General features: G+C 55.3%; 18 protein-coding genes. 7 read left to right on the top strand and 11 right to left on the bottom strand.

The window, feature by feature from the left end; translation table 11 throughout:
- Window positions 1-64: 64 nt before the first annotated feature.
- Together N8E88_RS19650 and N8E88_RS19655 are read left to right on the top strand one after the other, a co-directional pair.
- Window positions 65-811, top strand: coding sequence for a DeoR/GlpR family DNA-binding transcription regulator (locus tag N8E88_RS19650; protein WP_262295142.1), 747 nt, complete (start codon window positions 65-67; stop codon window positions 809-811).
- A gap of 44 nt (window positions 812-855) precedes the next feature.
- Entirely contained in the window at window positions 856-2019 is a 1164-nt protein-coding gene (locus N8E88_RS19655; protein WP_262295143.1) for an MFS transporter, read from the top strand.
- Between the two features lie 104 nt (window positions 2020-2123).
- Here the strand turns inward: N8E88_RS19655 and N8E88_RS19660 are convergent, their stop codons facing one another.
- From N8E88_RS19660 to N8E88_RS19685, 6 genes are all read right to left on the bottom strand, one after another.
- Window positions 2124-3245 (bottom strand): patatin-like phospholipase family protein, encoded by a 1122-nt coding sequence (locus N8E88_RS19660; protein ID WP_262295144.1) that lies wholly within the window; start codon window positions 3243-3245, stop codon window positions 2124-2126.
- The gene (locus tag N8E88_RS19665) at window positions 3242-4021 is read right to left on the bottom strand and encodes a 3-hydroxybutyrate dehydrogenase (protein WP_262295145.1); all 780 of its coding nucleotides are present in this window, start codon (window positions 4019-4021) and stop codon (window positions 3242-3244) included. The genes N8E88_RS19660 and N8E88_RS19665 overlap by 4 nt, the downstream gene beginning before the upstream one ends.
- A 110-nt stretch (window positions 4022-4131) precedes the next feature.
- Window positions 4132-4551, bottom strand: coding sequence for an RNA-binding S4 domain-containing protein (locus tag N8E88_RS19670; protein WP_262295146.1), 420 nt, complete (start codon window positions 4549-4551; stop codon window positions 4132-4134).
- A 2-nt stretch (window positions 4552-4553) separates the two neighbouring features.
- Window positions 4554-7619 carry a helicase-related protein gene (locus N8E88_RS19675; protein WP_262295147.1) on the bottom strand — a complete coding sequence of 1022 codons (3066 nt, stop codon included), beginning with the start codon at window positions 7617-7619 and terminating at the stop codon, window positions 4554-4556.
- Between the two features lie 582 nt (window positions 7620-8201).
- Window positions 8202-8927, bottom strand: coding sequence for a beta-ketoacyl-ACP reductase (locus N8E88_RS19680; RefSeq protein ID WP_262295148.1), 726 nt, complete (start codon window positions 8925-8927; stop codon window positions 8202-8204).
- A 128-nt stretch (window positions 8928-9055) separates the two neighbouring features.
- Window positions 9056-10240 carry an acetyl-CoA C-acetyltransferase gene (locus N8E88_RS19685; protein ID WP_262295149.1) on the bottom strand — a complete coding sequence of 395 codons (1185 nt, stop codon included), beginning with the start codon at window positions 10238-10240 and terminating at the stop codon, window positions 9056-9058.
- A 262-nt stretch (window positions 10241-10502) separates the two neighbouring features.
- Between N8E88_RS19685 and phaR the strand changes: the two genes are divergently transcribed.
- Window positions 10503-11114, top strand: a complete 612-nt coding sequence (phaR, locus tag N8E88_RS19690) for a polyhydroxyalkanoate synthesis repressor PhaR (protein ID WP_262295150.1) — start codon at window positions 10503-10505, stop codon at window positions 11112-11114.
- A gap of 45 nt (window positions 11115-11159) precedes the next feature.
- On the top strand, window positions 11160-11438 hold the full coding sequence (locus tag N8E88_RS19695) for a cupin domain-containing protein (RefSeq protein WP_262295151.1): 279 nt from the start codon (window positions 11160-11162) through the stop codon (window positions 11436-11438).
- Window positions 11439-11508: 70 nt separating this feature from the next.
- Here N8E88_RS19695 and rpmF read toward each other — a convergent pair whose 3' ends face one another.
- A complete protein-coding gene (gene rpmF / locus N8E88_RS19700; RefSeq protein WP_008121851.1) occupies window positions 11509-11691 on the bottom strand; it encodes a 50S ribosomal protein L32 in 183 nt (60 codons plus the stop codon).
- Window positions 11692-11855: 164 nt separating this feature from the next.
- Window positions 11856-12515, bottom strand: coding sequence for a monofunctional biosynthetic peptidoglycan transglycosylase (gene mtgA / locus N8E88_RS19705; RefSeq protein WP_262295537.1), 660 nt, complete (start codon window positions 12513-12515; stop codon window positions 11856-11858).
- A 247-nt stretch (window positions 12516-12762) separates the two neighbouring features.
- Between mtgA and N8E88_RS19710 the strand changes: the two genes are divergently transcribed.
- Complete coding sequence (locus N8E88_RS19710; protein WP_262295538.1) at window positions 12763-13680, top strand: polyprenyl synthetase family protein; 918 nt, start codon at window positions 12763-12765, stop codon at window positions 13678-13680.
- 5 nt (window positions 13681-13685) lie between these two features.
- Here N8E88_RS19710 and ispG read toward each other — a convergent pair whose 3' ends face one another.
- Window positions 13686-14942 carry a flavodoxin-dependent (E)-4-hydroxy-3-methylbut-2-enyl-diphosphate synthase gene (gene ispG / locus N8E88_RS19715; protein ID WP_410010690.1) on the bottom strand — a complete coding sequence of 419 codons (1257 nt, stop codon included), beginning with the start codon at window positions 14940-14942 and terminating at the stop codon, window positions 13686-13688.
- Between the two features lie 366 nt (window positions 14943-15308).
- On the opposite strand from ispG, the gene fdxA reads away from it, so the two are divergent.
- Both fdxA and N8E88_RS19725 read left to right on the top strand, forming a co-directional pair.
- On the top strand, window positions 15309-15647 hold the full coding sequence (gene fdxA / locus N8E88_RS19720; RefSeq protein ID WP_112531007.1) for a ferredoxin FdxA: 339 nt from the start codon (window positions 15309-15311) through the stop codon (window positions 15645-15647).
- Window positions 15648-16001: 354 nt separating this feature from the next.
- Entirely contained in the window at window positions 16002-16601 is a 600-nt protein-coding gene (locus N8E88_RS19725) for a CarD family transcriptional regulator (protein WP_114431777.1), read from the top strand.
- Between the two features lie 50 nt (window positions 16602-16651).
- Here the strand turns inward: N8E88_RS19725 and N8E88_RS19730 are convergent, their stop codons facing one another.
- Both N8E88_RS19730 and N8E88_RS19735 read right to left on the bottom strand, forming a co-directional pair.
- Complete coding sequence (locus tag N8E88_RS19730; protein WP_262295540.1) at window positions 16652-18079, bottom strand: M48 family metalloprotease; 1428 nt, start codon at window positions 18077-18079, stop codon at window positions 16652-16654.
- A gap of 199 nt (window positions 18080-18278) precedes the next feature.
- Window positions 18279-18953, bottom strand: a complete 675-nt coding sequence (locus N8E88_RS19735; RefSeq protein WP_262295541.1) for a thiamine ABC transporter ATP-binding protein — start codon at window positions 18951-18953, stop codon at window positions 18279-18281.
- Between the last annotated feature and the right edge of the window lie 2 nt (window positions 18954-18955).

Here is an 18955-nt window from a genome sequence, read left to right on the forward strand (position 1 = left end):
TATGCTCGCTACAGGTGCGGGGTGTTCGATGCTGAAGGATTTATCGCCGGACGAAAGAAAAAGTATGATCCTTCAAAGGATCAATGAGTCTGGCCGCGTGCTGGCGAATGCGGTTGCATCGGAATTTGGTGTTTCAGAAGACTCCATACGCCGCGATCTTCGGGAATTGTCCGAACAGGGCCTCGTCCAGCGTTTCCACGGAGGCGCTGCCAGAAGCAGATCAGGTCCCCGAAGCTTTCAGCAGCGTGCTCGCGATGAGACCGCCGGCAAGAAGGCAATCGCCGCCGCCGCCGCCGCCCGCATCCCGGCGAACACCACGATGCTTCTCGACTCCAGTACAACGGTGCTGGAGTTTGTTCATGCACTCCCTAGAGACCTTCAGGCATGCATCATCACCGGTTCCCCGGATATCGCTTCGGCGGCGCTCGACCATCCCTGCTGCGAGGTTATTCTTCTGGGTGGAAGCCTAAACCGGCTGACGCGCAGTGCCATCGGGCAATCCACGCTGGCCGAAGTCCAATCGATGCGTGTTGACTATTGTGTTCTCGGTGCATGCGCCGTCGATGAAGAGTTGATGCTACGTGCCGAGAACTACGATGATGCACGCATGAAACTTGCCCTTGGTCAGGCTTGCAATGAGATCATTCTCCTTGCAACAAGCGAAAAGCTTGTTAAGCAGGCTCCCTTTGCCATTGGACCGATATCGCTCGTATCCACCCTTATAACCGACCGGACTGCAGATCGGTCGATTCTGGAGCGAATAAGCGGGATGGGTGTCGAAGTGATCGTCGCAGACGATCAACTCGGGTGACCGGAATGTCTTCGCAGTATCAGCCCACAACAGGTGATGATCCAATGGATGCCTCTGTCTACCTCAGGAAAGCCGTCTATGGCCGGTGGGCCGTCGCCTGCGCGTTTTTCTTCAACGGCTTCCTCGTCGGCAGCTGGGCGCCGCAAATTCCCGTATTTATGGTGCGTCTCGGGATCAGTGAATTCACGCTCGGTTTGCTCATCCTGGTTTTTGGTGTAGGCGCGCTCGCTGCGATGCCGTGGTGTGGTTACCTGATCAGCCGATTTGGATCACGGGCGGTCGTGAAGGCCTTTGCGGTGTTCTGCTCCTTCTCGCTATTGCTCGTCGCTCTCGCTCCAAACGTCTCGACAGCTGCTCCAGCGCTGTTTCTTTTCGGTGCTGTGATTGGCGGCATGGACGTCGCGATGAACGCTAATGCAGTGGAGGTGGAGAAAAAACTTTCGCGGGCGGTAATGTCGTCATCACACGGATTTTGGAGCCTTGGCGGGTTTGCCGGCGGTGCACTGGGCGGATTGGTGATCGAAGCGCATGGCCACTTGGCTCATGCGCTGGTGGTTACGCTGATCGCCATCGTGCTAAGCATGGCAACCTTCGGCTATATGATCACCGAAGACTCGCCTGCGGTACAGGAAAAGCACAAACTTGAGTTCCCGACCAATCCATTGATCTATCTCATCGGATTGATGGCGTTGTTTTCCATGGTACCCGAGGGTTCGGTGCTCGATTGGGCGGCGCTCTATCTTCAGCAGGAGCGTGGCGCAGACATTGCAACCGCCGGTTTCGCCTTCGCCGCTTTTTCCGGAACAATGTCGATCATGCGCTTTCTCGGCGATGGCGTTCGCAACCGCTTCGGTGCAGTGAAAACATTGCGCTATTCGGCACTTATCGGCGCAACCGGCATGTTGATAGCCAGTGTCGCTCCCAATTCCTGGATTGCGATACTTGCATTTGCATTCGCTGGACTTGGTATCGCAAATATGGTCCCAATCGCCTTCTCGGCAGCAGGAAATCAAAAAGGGACGTCTTCCGGGGTGGCGCTCAGCATGGTGACGCTCATGGGCTATTCGGGTATTCTTGTCGCTCCATCGGCCATAGGTTTTGTCGGAGGCAGAACCGGATTCGGACCGATCTATATGGTGCTCGCCGGATTGCTTATCGTTGTGTTCCTGATGTCCAATCTGGCAAAGAGCGCTGATGTTGACCGATAATGGAGCAATTCCAGGAAAAGTGGGAACCGGTTTTCCGTCCGGAATTGCGTAAAAATAAAGAGTTGGAACAATTCCGCGATTCGAAGAAAACCGGAAGTGTTTGATTAAGCGCGCCGGGCGACGACGGCGGGCTTTTTCCGTTGCATGAGAAAATCGCTCACGCGTTTTCCGGGCTTGTGAGACTTCAGTCCGACGCTCATTTCCGGTGTCAACTCGCCGGTCAGATCGAGCGTAGCGTGTTCGCCAACAGCATCGAAATTTTCCTCCAGCCAATCGCCTGCGGCTGCTCGACCAAGATCGCGCAGATATTCAAGGAACGCCCATTCGGCGTTGATTTTGGACGACGAAGACAGGCCCTCGAGCGCTTCGTCGGCGTCGATGCGGTGCATTCGAATGTTGCGGTATTCGCCATGCTCCAGCCTCCCGGCTTTAATCAGCGAATTGACGAATGCAATCGAACGGAACTCGCGCAAAAGCGCAGCGTTGAAGGTAATCTCATCGATACGATCGGTTATTTCGCGTGCCGTCTTGGGGGTGCCGCGTCTTTCGATCGGATTGATCTGGACCAAGAGGACGTCTTCGCTCTCGCTCGAATAGAAGAACGGGTATAGCGCCGGATTGCCGCCATAGCCGCCATCCCAATAGGGTTCGCCATCGATTTCCACTGCCTGAAAAATATAGGGAAGGCAGGCTGAGGCCATGACCACGTCTGCATTAAGTTCCGATTGCGAGAAGACACGCAGCCGCCCGCTCTCTACGTTGGTCGCGGAAACGAAGAGCTTGAATTGAGAACAGGCCCGTACCCGTTTGAAATCGATTTCCTTTTCAACCACGTCCCTTAGGGGGTTAAGATTGAACGGATTGAACTCGTAGGGAGAAAACAGTCGCGAAAACTGTTCAAACAGGTTGTAGCCGAGGCCATGTTCAACTGACCAGTTGCCGAAGAATCGATCCCATGGCGTGCGCTGAACCGGGCTGAATTGCCCTGTTCGCCCCACGGCTCGCCAGAATTCGTGCAACTTTGCACGGGCACCTTCAGCGCCGTTATGTGACCAACCGTCGGCGAGAGCTACGGCGTTCATTGCACCTGCGCTGGTGCCGGATATGCCTTCGATTGTCAGTCGGCTATCCTCGAGGATGCGGTCGAGAACGCCCCAAGTGAAGGCACCGTGCGAACCACCGCCTTGCAGGGCGATGTTGATTGTCTTCGATTTTACCTTTGTCACTGCGCTGTCCAGCCACCATCGACGGATATGGAGGTTCCGGTGATCTGCGCGGCGGCGTCGCTGGCGAGGAATACGACGGTTGCGCCAATCTGATCCACAGTCGCAAACTCCTTGGTAGCCTGCTTGTCGAGCATGACCTCGCGGATAACGGTCTCACGATCCATATCATGCGCTTTCATCTGATCAGGTATCTGCGCCTCGACGAGCGGCGTAAGCACGTAACCGGGACAGATTGCATTACTCGTGATGTGATGCTCTGCAACTTCCAGCGCAACAGCCTTGGTAAAGCCAAGGACGCCATGCTTGGCCGCGACATAGGCGGATTTGAATGGCGAGGCCCTAAGCCCATGTGCTGACGCAATATTTATGATGCGTCCCCACCCGGCTTTCTTCATGTATGGAAGGGCAGCAGCAGTCGTATGAAACGCCGATGTCAGATTGATGGTGATGATTGCGTCCCACTTTTCCGTCGGGAACTCATCGACAGGCGCAACGAACTGAATTCCGGCATTGTTGACCAGGACATCGACATTGCCAAAGGTTTGGGCGGCCTTTTCAATCAGGGTCCGGCACTCGGTACCGTTCGACATGTCTGCCTTGATATAGGCTACCTCTACGCCGTACTTCTCGGCAATTTCCCTGGCAAGTGCATGATCTTCGGGCCGGTCAGTGAATGAGTTGATCACAACATTGTATCCTGCTGCTGCAAGAGCATGCGCGGAACCGAGCCCAATGCCGGAATTCGAGCCTGTAACGACTGCGGTCTTTTTGGCCATGATTATTTCCTTTGATTGATCAACCGTGCGTGCAGAAGGCCGACAGAATATATTGCATTGCAGCAAAATTGCTAGATGTGCAGTATGAACACTTTGTCATACAACATCATTCACCCGGAATTGTCGTCGTCGCTCTGCATCAACCGGTCAACCTGCCGGCGTTCACGTTTTGTCGGGCGGCCGCTGCCCGCATCGCGCTTGGGTAATCCGTCAAGAGCAGTGATGCCGTCTTTGGCTGGAGGTGGCGGCGAGATGTCCTCGTACAACGTCCGCGCTTCTTCGGCCGGACCCCGGCGTGTTCCACCAGAGACCACTTTGTAGACGAGAATACGCCGATCAAGTGTGATCGTCAGGACATCCCCGGGCTTCACGCCGTGCGATGGCTGATCAATTTTGTCTTTGTTCGACCGCACATTGCCGCCAGAGACAAGCTTGGCTGCGAGGGCCCGGGATCTGACCACTCGGGCGAAGAATAGCCATTTGTCAATGCGCTGCCTTGTACTTCCATGATTTGAGGCTGAGCCCACCATGCCTATTTCTTCATTTGTTCCTTCAGTGCAAGCAGTTTCGCAAAGGGAGAATCCATGTCGATCTTGACCGGACGATCTTCACGTTCCTGGCGCTTCGCATGGAGAGGCGGCTTGGCGGCAATCTTTCCACTGTCGCCTTGCTTAAAACGATCCTTGCCGTTGGGCTTGCCTTTACCGCGGAATTGTTCCTTGCGCGCACCCTGTTCGTTCTGCTGATTTGCGTCGCGTTCATTCCGAGGGGGGCGCTGTTCGCCTTGGACACTGCGCGCCTGTCCGCCGCGATGATGCTCGCGTTTCTCTTGGTGCCCGCGATTGTTGCGGCCGTCAAAACGCGCCTGGCGCCAGAGCAGAATTGGCTTCGGCGCTTCTTCAGCCACAGTTTGCACAACAGTCGGGGCAGGCTCGTCAGCGGATGCACTGACTTCTGCAACCGATTCCGGCTGGAGCTCTCCGTCGGCAGACGGTTCAGTGGAATTGACGGCTGCTTCCGTAGGTGTGACGTTCTCATCTTCAGCGACCGCTGGGCCCGACGTGGCAGCAACCACAGCCGCTGGGTCGGCAGGCAGTGGCACGGTATCAAGTTCTATCAGTTTGGCAGCAACAATTGCTGCTGCGACCGATTCAGGACGATAGCCAAGACTTTTGAGAATTTCTTCCATATCGTCGGCGGTAGCGCCGAGGATCGACATCATCGACGGAGTCACCACAAAGCGAGTTCCATCATACGCGCCGTCCGGCCGTGTGCCCATTCCAGGCTTCCAGCCAAGTGCAGGCCGGATAAGATCGGCGAGGCGCTCAAGAATGTCGATTCGCACTGCGCGCCGGCCGAGGAGACGGTAGCCCCCAAGCCGATAGAAGGTTGGATCAAAGGTGGGATCAGTAACCACAGATGTGCGTCCTGCAGATAAGACCTGCACTACATCTCCATAGCCGGGGCGATCCTTGGCATCTTCCTTGAGGGCCCACAAAAGCGTGAGCAGACCGGCTGGTGCAGGCTTGAGCAGAGCGGGCAGGAATACGTGGTAAGCCCCGAAGCGGACACCAAGACGGCGAAGAGCGGCTCGTGAATCCTGATCGAGGCCACGTACGTCTTCGGCCACATCCCGGCGCTGAAGGACGCCGAAATTCTCGACAAGCTGGAAAGCAAGGCCCTTGGTGATACCAACCAGCGCATCGGCATTGGCAAGATCGACAAGTGGCTTCAGTATCGTCTCGATGTGATGAGCGAGAAAGCGATCGACGCGGGCCGCAACCTTGTCCCGCGCCGGGCCTGTCAATTGCTCGTCGGCAAGCAGAACAGCACGCGGCTTCAGCGCTTGCTCACCTGAGACGACCGAGGCGACCGGCGCGCCGATCCATCGCAAAGTCCCGTCTGAGCCGAGGGCGAAATCGCCATTGGCCGAAGCGGAGAACCGCTCGACGCGATTCTCGAATTCCGTCGCAAGCGCTTTCTGCGCTGCAGCCTTGACGGCCTTCGCGTCCGTTCCATCGACTTGAGCGTCCGTAGTGAAACGGAACCCATCCAAACGTCCAACATGATGCCCCTCGACAACAACGTCCCCGGCAGGGCTAATTTCGGCTTCTAGCATTGTATTCTCTCTCAGGCGCCTCATAAGCACGCTTGTCCTGCGGTCTACGAAGCGTTTCGTCAACCTTTCATGCAGTGCATCTGATAGTCTGTCCTCAATTTCACGCGTCTTTTCTTGCCAATGTGCCTGATCTGCAAGCCATCCAGGCCTGTGAGACACAAAAGTCCAGGTTCTGATCTGGGCGATCCGCCGTGAAAGCGCGTCGATATCGCCATCCGTGGAATCGGCGCGGCGAACCTCTTCGGCCATATAATTCTCGTTCACATGGCCCTTATCCGCAAGGTCGGTGTAGATCGATGCGATAATATCGGCGTGCTGGGCTGGCGCAATCTTGCGATAGTCGGGCAGCGCGCAAGCATCCCACAAAAGAGCCACACGTTCAGGCGTAGTGGCCAGTGGCGCGACATCCGGGTCGTTGGACAAATATTCTAGCGCCTGTTGATCGACCGCAGGGAGAGCACGCGTCAATCCTTCGATAGGAGCGGGCATATCAATGGATCTCTTCAGCGCGTCCAGGCTGGAATAGTCAAAGCGAGCCGTGCGCCACTGCAGAATCTTGACAGCGTCGAAGGAATGGGATTCCACTCTCTGTACGAGTTCCTCCGAGAACCCCGACACTTGGCCCGTCACGCCGAACGTGCCGTCGCGCAAATGCCTGCCGGCGCGGCCAGCTATCTGCCCTATCTCGCCCGGGGAGAGATTACGAAATTGATAGCCATCGAATTTGCGGTCCTGAGCGAAGGCCACATGATCAACATCAAGATTGAGACCCATGCCAATGGCGTCTGTGGCGATCAGATAATCGACATCACCAGATTGATATAGATCGACCTGCGCGTTGCGGGTACGCGGGCTGAGCGCACCCATGACCACCGCTGCGCCACCAGTCTGGCGCCTTATGAGCTCGGCGATGGAGTAAACCTCCTCGGCCGCGAAGGCGACTATCGCGGAGCGGGGCGGCAGGCGAGTTATTTTCTTGGATCCTGCATAGGCGAGATTTGAAAGTCGTGGCCGCGTGACGACCGAAACGCCACGCAACAGCTTCTCCAGTATCCCCCGCATGGTTGCAGCACCAAGCAACAACGTTTCCTGACGACCGCGAAGATGCAGAATGCGATCGGTAAAAATATGACCACGTTCAAGATCATTGGCGAGTTGCACTTCATCGATGGCGACAAAATCCACATCGGTTTGGCGGGGCATCGCTTCAACCGTGCAGACCGAATAGCGCGCTCCATGTGGATTGATCTTTTCCTCACCGGTAATCAGCGCAACATTTGCCAGCCCCACCCTGTCTGCCACACGATGATAAACCTCCCGGGCAAGCAGACGAAGTGGCAAGCCAATCATTCCGGTATGATGGGCAAGCATCCGCTCGATCGCTAGATGGGTTTTCCCTGTATTTGTAGGCCCCAGGACGGCTGTAACATCGCGGCCAGTCAAGACCAGGGGGACTTCGGGGTTGGGCATAAGGTTCATCAACTACAATCCAATACCGGCCACGAGGCGGTAAAAGCCGGGCATGCGTTTTCGATTAGCATTTTAAGCGTCCGACACAAAGGTAGGCGGGGCTAAACAGATAAACAATCGCGAACGATTCACGGAGTGTACCGTAACGAAATAGAACGCGAGGCGAACGAATCAGCTACGAAACGGCTCTAGGACGTGATTCCTGATTTGTTCACGGCCATATTTAGCTTTTCCGCGCTAATTCGTACTACATGCTGAATCACTAAAAATAAGTCCCTCCACACTGCATTTCTTAGAGTGGCGCGTGTCAACCCATGATTGTGACCGAGTTTTTCAGCACCAAAGACAAATGATTTCTTATGGTTACCTGATCAATGCGCGCGTGTCCCCAACTAGTGTTATTGCCATTCCGGTCGAGCCGAAACGAACCGGCGTCTCGCGGGATTTCCGTTTTGTTCACCACACACAGTTGGATGCTGCAGCAACAAAAACCGCACAACGCGCAACGATTCACAAGCTTTTATAGGACAAGATTCAGGCGCTCATACTGCGGAAGAACACCATGTTGGCGCCACGTATCCTCCGTTACGTTCAGGTCGAATACTGTCCACCGTTGGCCGTGAGTGTAGACCCGGTAATGAAACCCGCATCGTCAGATGCCAGAAACACCACACAGCGCGCTACTTCTTCCGGTTCGCCAAGGCGTCCGACCGGAATTTGCGGAATTATCCGCTCATTGAGCACCTTCTCATCGATTGCCCGCACCATCTCGGTGCCTATGTAGCCGGGGCAGATGGCATTGACCGTAATACCGGCACGCGCGCCCTCTTGAGCCAGAGCCTTCGTAAAGCCAATATCACCTGCCTTTGAAGCCGAATAGTTGGCTTGGCCGGCTTGGCCCTTTTGTCCGTTGATCGAAGAAATGTTGATCACCCGGCCAAATTTGCGGTCGCGCATACCGCTCCATACTGGATGGGTCATGTTGAACAGGCCGGTAAGATTGGTGTTGATTACGTCACTCCATTGGCCCGGTGTCATCTTATGGAACATCGCATCGCGAGTGATGCCGGCGTTATTTACCAGTACAGCGACGGGACCGAGATCTGCTTCGATCCTTGCTATACCAGCCGCACATTCCTCATAATTGGAGACATCCCACTTATAGGTCGCGATTCCGGTCTTTTTTCCGAATTCTTTGGCGGCGTCATCATTGCCAGCGTAGTTAGCCGCAACCTTGTAGCCTGCGGCTTTCAAAGCGACGCATATTGCTGCGCCTATACCGCGCGTTCCACCCGTTACGATTGCTGTTTTTGTCATTTATCATCCCTCCCTGAAACTGATCTCGTATAACGCTGTGCGACAATGAAAATGAAACGGCTTGTTGGTAGCAACAGCGGCCATCGATATAAAAACCGGCCCAATAATATTGAGCCGGTTGAAACTTGTTAGTCCTTGATGCGCTCTACACAAAGCGCGACTCCCATGCCGCCACCTATGCAAAGCGTGACGAGGCCCTTTGTGCCGTTGCGACGCTTCAGCTCGAACAACAAGGTATTGAGAACACGAGCACCAGAGGCACCGATTGGATGGCCGATAGCAATTGCGCCACCATTCACATTGACTATCTCCGGGTTGAACCCGAGATCCTTGTTGACGGCGCAGGCCTGAGCCGCAAACGCTTCGTTTGCCTCGACGAGATCAAGATCTTCGGCCGTCCAACCGGCCTTTTCAAGGGCTTTTCGCGAGGCCGGGATCGGCCCCGTCCCCATGATGGATGGATCAACACCGGCTGTCGCCCAGGATGCGATCCTTGCCAGTGGCTTGATGCCGCGGCGCTTGGCTTCTTCCTCGCTCATCAGCACCACCGCGGCGGCTCCGTCATTGAGACCCGATGCGTTGCCTGCAGTCACAGTGCCGTCCTTGTCAAAAGCCGGTCGCAATTTTGCCAGTGAGTCCAGTGTTGCTCCGTGTCGGATATATTCATCGTCGGCGACCACGACGTCGCCTTTGCGCGTTTTGACCGTAAACGGCACGATTTCATCCTTGAACTTGCCAGCCTTTTGAGCTGCCTCGGCTTTGTTCTGTGAGCCAAGCGCGAACTTGTCCTGTTCCTCGCGGGTCAACTGCCACTTGGTGGCGATGTTTTCGGCTGTAATACCCATGTGATAACCGTGGAAGGCATCGGTCAAACCATCCTTGATCATCGTATCGATCAGCTTCATGTCGCCCATTTTGGTACCACTGCGGAGATGCGCGCAATGGGGTGACAAGGACATCGATTCCTGACCTCCGGCAACAACGATAGTGGCATCACCCATGGCGATCTGCTGCATGCCAAGAGCAACCGCACGCAATCCGGAACCGCAAACCTGGTTCAGCCCCCAGGCGGTCGCTTCCTGCGGAATACCGGCGGCCATCGCTGCCTGTCTCGCCGGGTTCTGGCCTTCGCCAGCGCCGAGCACCTGTCCCATGATCACCTCATCGACATCCGCACCGTCGACACCGGCGCGACTCAGAACTTCCTTGATGACGGCGGCGCCCAGCTCATGTGCCGGAACATTTGCAAATGCCCCGTTGAACGATCCAACGGGGGTCCGGGCGGCACTGGCGATGACGATGGATTGGGTCATAACGTTTCCTCATATTTGTCATTCTGAATTCATAAAGCATATATCGATCAAAATTAGCTGCCTGCAACAGTTTGACAAGGCCCATTTAAGTATGAGACGCAAATATCACCGATCGCAGTGCAGCATTGGGCACAATGCACTGCGTTGAATGCAATGCACAAAACGCTTTGAATTGGCGCGCTTTGCCCCTATCCTCTCAAGTCCATCCATAAGCCGGCACGCAAAATTCGGCGGAGGAAACGAAGTTTTGGGGAGTTGAGTAATGGCTGCGAAAACCGGGGAGATCGTCATAAAAAAATACGCCAACCGGCGTCTGTACAACACCGGAACAAGTACTTACGTGACGTTGGAAGACCTGGCCGAGATGGTAAAACGCAACGAGGACTTTACCGTTCAGGACGCAAAGACTGGCGAGGACATTACTCACTCAGTCCTGACCCAGATTATTTTCGAGCTTGAGAACAAGGACGGGCAGAACATGCTGCCTATCCCGTTCTTGCGCCAATTGATTGCCTATTATGGTGATCAGATGCAGGTTGTGCTTCCAACGTTCCTTGAACAGTCTATGTCGGCCTTTGCAAAGGAGCAGGAGCGCATGCGCGAGCAACTGACGGCGGCCTTCGGCAAGACGCCGATGGACATGATGAACGTTAGCGCCCCGCTCAAACTGGTCGAAGAGCAGGTGCGTCGCAACACGGAAATGTTGCAGCATGCCATGCGCATGTTCACGCCTTTTCCCTTGAACAAGACCACCGCTCCTTCTGAGCCCGATGATGCGCACGCGCCCGAGAAGCCCGCAAAGGATACGGGGCTCGATGAGTTGAAGGAGCAGATTGCCGCTATGCAGCGCAAACTCGACTCCCTTGATAAATAATAATTGCTGGGGATAGAGCGAACCATTAACGGCGGAGTACTCGGTATGGCAGCGGCCAAAGCAACTGTATTCATCGACAATGAGCGCGTTGTCGTTACAGAATATCGTTTTGCTGTCGGAGAGAACACGGGTTGGCACAGGCACGCGCGTGATTATGTTGTCGTCCCGCTGATGGATGGACGGGTCAAGCTGGTGACGAAGGACGGTGAATCATTTGCGGAAATGAAAAAGGGCGTTCCCTATTTCCGGACTGAGGGCGTCGAGCATGATGTCGTTAACGCCAATGATGGTGAATATGCTTTTATCGAGATCGAGCTGAAATAGCTCAAGTGCTGCACACAAACAAAAAAGACCGGCACAACGGCCGGTCTTTTCATACGAATTCGAAAGAGGATTAGCCTTCCTTCGGCGTCAGAACCTGACGGCCACGGTACATGCCGGTCTTCAGATCGACGTGATGCGGACGGCGCAGTTCGCCTGAATTCTTATCTTCGACGTAAGTCGGTGCCTTCAGCGCGTCAGCGGAACGGCGCATGCCGCGCTTCGACGGAGAAGTTTTTCGTTTAGGTACAGCCATTGTTCCAGCTCCAGTAATCAGTCAAAATCCGGCACTGGCCCGATTGAGCCTGTCGCAATGGACAAAATTCCGGAAAGTTCGGTGGGGCTATACACGTCCTGAGGGCTTTTGACCAGCAGGACTCGCATATTTTTTGTCGCCAAGGCTTTTATCGGCAGATTCACCTAATTCACACATCCGATATAGGCCCCGGCGCCCCGTGCTCTGCGTTCGTTGACCCGTGCCAACGTCTGCATGCCACGGCCAGGCCGCGCAGGGTTGCGCACGATTGGGTTAGGCAACGTCACCGCCAGATAAGCGGCCTGACGTGGCGAAAGCTTTGCTGCGCTCGTCTTGAAATGATATTGCGACGCGGCCTCGATACCGTAGACACCCGGGCCCCATTCAGCGATGTTCAGGTAGATTTCCAGCAGCCGCTGCTTGGGTAAAATAAGATCCGTCAGTACAGCCAGAGGTACTTCCAGTCCTTTGCGGATGAATGAGCGGCTAGTCCACAGGAACAGGTTTTTGGCTGTCTGCATCGGAATCGTCGACGCGCCACGCGTCTGTTCGCCATCAATCGTATCCGAAACGACCGAATTCAATGCATCCCAATCCACGCCGTTATGGAAACAAAACCTCGCATCTTCAGACATCATGACCGAATTGACGAGTGATGGAGATATCTGGTCGAGTGGTACCCAGCGGCGGTCATAGCCAGAAAATGTCACGAGATCTTTGACCATCAGCGTGGAAATCGGATGGATGAAAGGCAATCGGTAAAGACTGAGCAGGATGATCGGCAACATTACGAGCACGACAACCAGTAGAACCAGGTAGCGCATGGCGCGCCCGACGGGCGAACGGCCAGGATTAACCAGATAACCTTTGCCCCGTTTGTTTTTGACGAGAAGTCTTGCCACACATATCTTCCATTTGAATATTCCCGTCGGACATAAAGCAAAGAGTGGCAGAAGGGAATTCTTTCTAAAATTTTCTGAGCCGTACACATAGGGACCACTGCAGAAATGCAATCGTGTTTGCTTAGGGCCATTGACCCGAAGTGGATTTATCGGCAATTGGCTGATTATGATGACAGATCGGGATTTTTCGTTGTTCCAGATTGCCTTACAGCAGCGCGCAACTTCGGTTGAAGCGCTGCTTGGCAATTTGCTGTCGGATCGCCCGCAAACCGGCGAGATTAGTCGTCCGCCCCGATTGATGGCTGCGATACGCCACAGCGTATTGAATGGCGGCAAGCGCCTTCGACCGTTTCTGGTTATGGAAAGCGCTGCCCTTTTTAAAGCGGATAATCTTGCCGCTTTGCGCGTTGCTGCGGCGCTCGAATGCGTTCACAGTTATTCTCTCGTCCATGATGATCTGCCAGCCATGGACAATGATGACCTGCGGCGCGGCCAACCGACGGTGCATCGGAAATTCGATGAAGCCACTGCCATTCTTGCTGGAGATAGCCTTCTGACCTATGCCTTCGAATTGATTGCCAGCGAGGAAACCGAGCTTGATCCCCAAGCAAGAATAGCGCTGATCGCGACGCTCGCCCGAGCCGCAGGAGTCGGAGGCATGGTGGGTGGCCAAGCGCTCGATCTTGAGGCGGAGATGGTCAAACCAGACGAACAAGGCATTATCCGCTTGCAGGCGATGAAGACCGGAGCGCTGATCCGTTTTGCCTGCGAGGCGGGTGCTATCGTCGGCCACGCCGGCCTAGAGGACCGCGAGCGGCTGGCGGAATATGGCGCTGCCATTGGCCTCGCCTTCCAACTTGCCGATGATCTGCTCGATGTTACAGCCGATGCGAGCCACATGGGCAAGGCGACGCGCAAAGATGCCGCGGCAGGCAAGGCGACACTTGTCTCCATGCATGGCATCGAGTGGACCCAGCGCCAGTTGGTCGGTCTGATCGCGCAGGCGGAAGAGCTTCTTGCCCCCTTTGGTGAGAAAGCAGCCCTGCTTAAGGATGCGGCGCGCTTTATTGCAGAAAGGCAGAGCTAGAACTACTACTCTGCCGCGTGCGAACCCGCGCCAAGACCGAACCGGTTCTCGATGTAATCTGCCACCATTTTCTGGAATTCCTGAGCGATACCGGCGCCACGCAAGGTTGCAACCTTCTTGCCGTCAACAAATACAGGTGCGGACGGTGTTTCGCCGGTGCCCGGCAGCGAAATGCCGATATCGGCCATTTTAGACTCGCCGGGACCATTGACTATGCATCCCATGACGGCGACGTTCAGCGCTTCAACGCCTGGATATTTTTCGCGCCAGATCGGCATATTGGTGCGGATATCGCTCTGAATCGATTGCGCCAGTTCCTGAAACACCGTTGACGTCGTGCGCCCGCAGCCAGGACATGCAGCGACTATCGGGATAAATTGCCGAAAGCCCATGGTTTGCAAGAGTTCTTGCGCCACCTGGACTTCGCGAGTGCGATCGCCGCCCGGCTCAGGTGTCAAAGAAATACGGATCGTGTCGCCGATACCCTGTTGCAACAGGATACCCATCGCGGCCGAAGAAGCCACGATGCCCTTGGTGCCCATGCCCGCTTCGGTCAGCCCGAGATGCAGGGCGTGATCGCAACGTCGTGCAAGTTCTGCATAGACCGCAATCAGATCCTGAACCTGGCTCACTTTTGCGGAGAGAATGATTTGCGAACGAGGCAGGCCAATCTCTTCGGCGAGTTGCGATGAGATCAGCGCCGATTGCACAATCGCTTCCCGCGTTACAGCCGCGGCCGTCAGGGGTGCGCCAGCAGCATGGTTCTGGTCCATAAGGGCAGTCAGCAGTTCCTGATCGAGCGAACCCCAATTTACACCGATGCGAACCGGCTTGTCATAGCGGATTGCCATTTCGATGATGGCGCCGAACTGTGCATCCTTTTTGTCCTTGAATCCAACGTTGCCCGGATTGATGCGGTATTTGGCCAATGCTTCGGCGCAAGCCGGATGGTCAGCCAGCAGCTTGTGGCCTATATAGTGGAAATCACCCACCAGCGGGACCGGGAGACCCAGCCGGTCGAGGCGTTCACGAATCTTCGGTACGGCTGCAGCCGATTCATCACGGTCAACTGTAATGCGGACGATCTGCGAGCCCGCCCTGGACAGAGCGGCCACCTGCGCCACAGTACCATCCACATCGGCGGTATCCGTATTGGTCATCGATTGAACGACAACCGGCGCGCCGCCACCCACCATGACGCCGCCCACATCGACACCGACCGACGACCGACGGCCAAAAGGTTGCGAGTAATAGTCTGACATCGTCAAGCTCCAGATATGCTGTTCAGGTGGCGCAGCTATCGCCATTTGTCAACTCCGTACGTACCAAGGAGTGGGCTACGCCTGCACTGCAGAGCTTAATTTCGAATATTGGCTATCGTGTCGAAATACTCTCTACCAGTGGCTCGCAAGCTAAGATATTATTCCACGAAGCGCGTCAGTATGGGACAGGCGTTGCTTGTCGATTGCGTGTCGCAATGCCATGAATGGCGCCGTGAACGCCGATGTCCCTAGATTCAAGGGAAGCCCGACCGCGTTCTGGTGCCGCAGCCGTTTTTCCCTCTTGTCAGCCCGGCATCAGAATCGTTACCTCAACGGCTGACACGTGGTGTCTTCAGGAGCCAGTAAATGACTTATGTTGTGACCGACAATTGCATCCGCTGCAAATATATGGATTGCGTTGAGGTCTGTCCTGTCGACTGTTTCTACGAGGGCGATAACATGCTCGTCATACATCCGGACGAGTGCATTGATTGCGGCGTTTGCGAACCTGAATGCCCTGCGGAAGCTATCAAACCCGATACCGAACCGGGCTTGGACAACTGGCTGCAGATAAATGCTGAGTACGCCGAGAAATGGCCTAATATTTCGCAGAAGCGCGATGCTCCTGCGGATGCCAAGGATATGGATGGTATCGAAGGCAAGTTTGAAAAATTCTTTTCGCCAGAGCCTGGCGAGGGCGACTGATATTTTATTCGAGTTTAGAAATAAATAGCCAATTTTTATCGCAGGGCATGTCTTGCAATATTGCGCCTTTTGCGCAAACGCAGCAAAAAGTTGATTCTAATCACTTTTCGTGATACTGTGCCGGCATACGTTGATCATTGGACGTCAAATTTCGTGGCGCTAAAGTATAAATCACCAATCGGCTAGATTTATTTCGGACTCTGCAGTTCAGGGCATGTTGTTTGTTTGCCCACCAATCTGTCTTGTCCGGACTGCTTTCGCGTGACAATTGGCGGCCGACAAACCGGGTTCCGGTTTCCAGTGATTGGTTTGACCGGTGCGTTTTGCCGGGCGCAGCAAGGAGTAGTTAAGCGCATGACAGCAGTTCAGCAGAAAAAAACCGCCCAGCGTATTGGATTTAAAACGGGCGAGTTTATTGTATATCCGGCACATGGCGTAGGGCAAATTGTCAATATCGAGGAACAGGAAGTTGCGGGCCACAAGCTTGAGCTGTTCGTGATCGATTTTCAGAAAGACAAAATGCGCTTGAAGGTACCGGTCGCCAAGGCAACAGCTATCGGTATGCGCAAACTTTCAGAGACAGACTATGTTGATCGTGCGTTGAAGGTTGTCCAGGGACGTGCTCGCATTAAGCGGACCATGTGGTCCCGCCGTGCCCAGGAGTATGATGCGAAGATCAATTCCGGCGACCTGATTTCGATTTCGGAAGTTGTGCGGGATCTTTTCCGGGCTGACAACCAGCCGGAACAGTCATATTCGGAACGTCAGCTTTATGAAGCAGCGCTGGATCGTATGGCTCGCGAGATTTCCGCCGTCAACAAGATGTCGGAAACAGAAGCTGTGCGCCTTATCGAGGTTAATCTCGCCAAGGGACCGAAGCGCGGTGCCAAGGCTGAAGAGGCTGAGATCGAAGCAGATGTCGTTGTTGAAGATGAGCAGGAAGAAGCCGCATAATAACGGATTCGTCCGAGTACAAAAAAGAAGCCCGGCATTGCCGGGCTTTTTTATTCGCTGATAATCTTGACTTTGTCGCCGGTGGATACCGTACCGCCGGGCGGCAGTGCATTGATCAGGCGGAAGAGGTCGAGCTTTCGATCGGTGCCCATGATCTGGTTGGAGAGGCTGACCAGTGTGTCGCCGGGCTTGACTGTGACGACCCGGATGCGCAGGGGCTTGGTATTTGCTTTCTCCTCCGGTGTCAGCAGGTGGAAGCTCCGGATGACTGTCTGTGAAGCCGGCATTAACGCGGTGCTGCCTGTTGGAGCAGCGGTCAGGAAGCGATAAATCCGGTTGCCTGCATTGACGACGAATATGTCGAATTCCCAACGATCCGCACGGGCTTTCGCGCTTGCCGCGGGCATTCCGTTGAAAGTCACCGCCTGAACGCTGGCACTATCAAGACCCGTAACCCAGCCGCTGCGCATGTAATCCGCCATCGACGGATTGCCGGAAACCTGCGTGCCGTCGAAGCGTATGGCCACTTCGCCCGGTCCCGTTGCCATGACCGCGTCTGCGCTGTTGTCGATTGTAAAGCCCTCAGGGACCGTGAAGCTTACGCCGAGCAGTGGATGAACGAAGTTGCGCCCTCGAACGTAACCCTCCTCGGGGGTGTCGCCATAGAGGATACCGTCGATCCCCTGCAAGAACGAGTCTCGGTCGGTCGTGCCTACACCCGGTGCGCCGATGCGACGCGCATGCCCGCGCGCGAGTTCGATACGCTGTGGCGCTGATGGGTGGCTGGCAAGAAAGTCGAGGCTCGCATCGGTCGCGCCTGAGACGCTGCGGAAATCCGCATAGGACGCCATGGATTGCAGGAAGCGGGCGGCAGCGAACGGATCATAGCCAGCCTCGCCGATCATCTTGATACCAATGGCATCCGCCTGAAGTTCCTGGTTTCGCGAAAATTGCGCCATGCGCAGCTTTCCGCGAATCAGCGCTTCGCGTCCGGCACTATCGTCCTGCAAGACTTCCGAAACGACGCGACCGGCAATCTGCGCCTCCTGCTCGCGCTGTTGACGTTCGACGCCGTGATTGGCGATCACATGACCCATCTCATGTGCGATGACGGCTGCCAGTTCCGCACTGTCATTGGCGAGGGCAAGAAGACCGCGCGTCACATAAAGATAGCCGCCGGGAAGGGCGAACGCATTGATGTTGGGCGAGTTGAGAATGGTGATGCGATAGGTGTGCGTCGGATTGTCGGAAACCGTAGTCAGATTACCGACGACTTTGGCGACCATGCGTTCGAGCTTGGCATCCTTGTATTCGCCGCCATAGGTCGCAAGAATGCGAGGATGCTGTTCGGCACTGAGCTTTGCCAGCCTGTCGTTCTTGGTGACATTGTCGACTGTCACCGGATTCGACGAAGGTCCTAACGCGTCCTCCTTGGTAACGTTAAGAACCTGACACCCCGACAGGAAAGCAAGTAGCAGCGTTGCCGACACGAGATTCGTGCGGCGAGCGGCTGGATGCCATCCGTTGTAGCTAGGGGATTGGTGCGAAGCCAGTATCATGTCCTCATTGTCGTCACGCGCGGGCAGATGCGTATTTTCGTGCCCTTGCTAGCCCGACAAACAGCTGTGAGCAAGAATTTCATTGTGTTCTTGAATGTGGCAACGCGTCGAAAATATGTCAAAGCTCAGACTCTTCTGCACCGAGATATTTCCGCAACAGCGTTGGCGCGTTGGTTGAGAGCAGGTCCGCTGCCAGTCCCGAAGCAACGATTTTTCCGTTGTCGAGAAAAACCAGCCCAGAGCGCAGACGCAAAGCATCGCCCGGATGATGCGTCACCATGACCACGGTCATGCCAGTTTCTTCTTGCAGATCACCGACAAGGTCGAGCATCTCATGCCGCAAAGCGGGACCAAGAGAAGCGAAAGCCTCATCCAGCAGGAGCACCGGCCGATTCCGTACGAGCGCCCGCGCTATCGCCACGCGCTGACGCTCGCCGCCGGACAAAGCCTCCGGCTTTCTATGTTCCTTGCCGGAGAGACCAACCTTGCCGATCGCCTCGGCAACGGCTACCTTGTCAGTTTCGTCCAATCTGAGGTTGGGCTTTCGGCCCAGCCCGACGTTGGCGGCAACATCGAGGTGCGCGAATAGATTATTGTCCTGAAAGACCATCGAAACAGGGCGCTCTGATGGTGCAGCATGTGTCACATCGGCGCCGGCGATCACGATGCGGCCGGATTTAGCCGTTTCAAATCCAGCAATGAGATTGAGAAGGGTGGATTTTCCCGCTCCGCTTGGGCCTATGATCGCGGTGATGGTCGACGGTTCGATGATCACGTCGAAATGCATCGCCATGT

It is taken from the genome of Phyllobacterium zundukense, from assembly GCF_025452195.1.
Taxonomy (GTDB): Bacteria; Pseudomonadota; Alphaproteobacteria; order Rhizobiales; family Rhizobiaceae; genus Phyllobacterium; species Phyllobacterium zundukense_A.

What these genes read in the sequence shown, in the direction of transcription:
- fdxA (WP_112531007.1), top strand. Translation starts at nt 15,309, where the DNA reads ATGACTTATGTTGTGACCGACAATTGCATCCGCTGCAAATATATGGAT.
- N8E88_RS19650 (WP_262295142.1), top strand. Translation starts at nt 65, where the DNA reads ATGATCCTTCAAAGGATCAATGAGTCTGGCCGCGTGCTGGCGAATGCG.
- rpmF (WP_008121851.1), bottom strand. Translation starts at nt 11,691, where the DNA reads ATGGCTGTACCTAAACGAAAAACTTCTCCGTCGAAGCGCGGCATGCGC.
- N8E88_RS19670 (WP_262295146.1), bottom strand. Translation starts at nt 4,551, where the DNA reads ATGGTGGGCTCAGCCTCAAATCATGGAAGTACAAGGCAGCGCATTGAC.
- N8E88_RS19665 (WP_262295145.1), bottom strand. Translation starts at nt 4,021, where the DNA reads ATGGCCAAAAAGACCGCAGTCGTTACAGGCTCGAATTCCGGCATTGGG.
- N8E88_RS19735 (WP_262295541.1), bottom strand. Translation starts at nt 18,953, where the DNA reads ATGGCGATGCATTTCGACGTGATCATCGAACCGTCGACCATCACCGCG.
- N8E88_RS19725 (WP_114431777.1), top strand. Translation starts at nt 16,002, where the DNA reads ATGACAGCAGTTCAGCAGAAAAAAACCGCCCAGCGTATTGGATTTAAA.
- N8E88_RS19695 (WP_262295151.1), top strand. Translation starts at nt 11,160, where the DNA reads ATGGCAGCGGCCAAAGCAACTGTATTCATCGACAATGAGCGCGTTGTC.
- N8E88_RS19710 (WP_262295538.1), top strand. Translation starts at nt 12,763, where the DNA reads ATGACAGATCGGGATTTTTCGTTGTTCCAGATTGCCTTACAGCAGCGC.
- N8E88_RS19655 (WP_262295143.1), top strand. Translation starts at nt 856, where the DNA reads ATGGATGCCTCTGTCTACCTCAGGAAAGCCGTCTATGGCCGGTGGGCC.
- phaR (WP_262295150.1), top strand. Translation starts at nt 10,503, where the DNA reads ATGGCTGCGAAAACCGGGGAGATCGTCATAAAAAAATACGCCAACCGG.
- ispG (WP_410010690.1), bottom strand. Translation starts at nt 14,942, where the DNA reads ATGTCAGACTATTACTCGCAACCTTTTGGCCGTCGGTCGTCGGTCGGT.
- N8E88_RS19685 (WP_262295149.1), bottom strand. Translation starts at nt 10,240, where the DNA reads ATGACCCAATCCATCGTCATCGCCAGTGCCGCCCGGACCCCCGTTGGA.
- mtgA (WP_262295537.1), bottom strand. Translation starts at nt 12,515, where the DNA reads ATGCGCTACCTGGTTCTACTGGTTGTCGTGCTCGTAATGTTGCCGATC.
- N8E88_RS19675 (WP_262295147.1), bottom strand. Translation starts at nt 7,619, where the DNA reads ATGAACCTTATGCCCAACCCCGAAGTCCCCCTGGTCTTGACTGGCCGC.
- N8E88_RS19680 (WP_262295148.1), bottom strand. Translation starts at nt 8,927, where the DNA reads ATGACAAAAACAGCAATCGTAACGGGTGGAACGCGCGGTATAGGCGCA.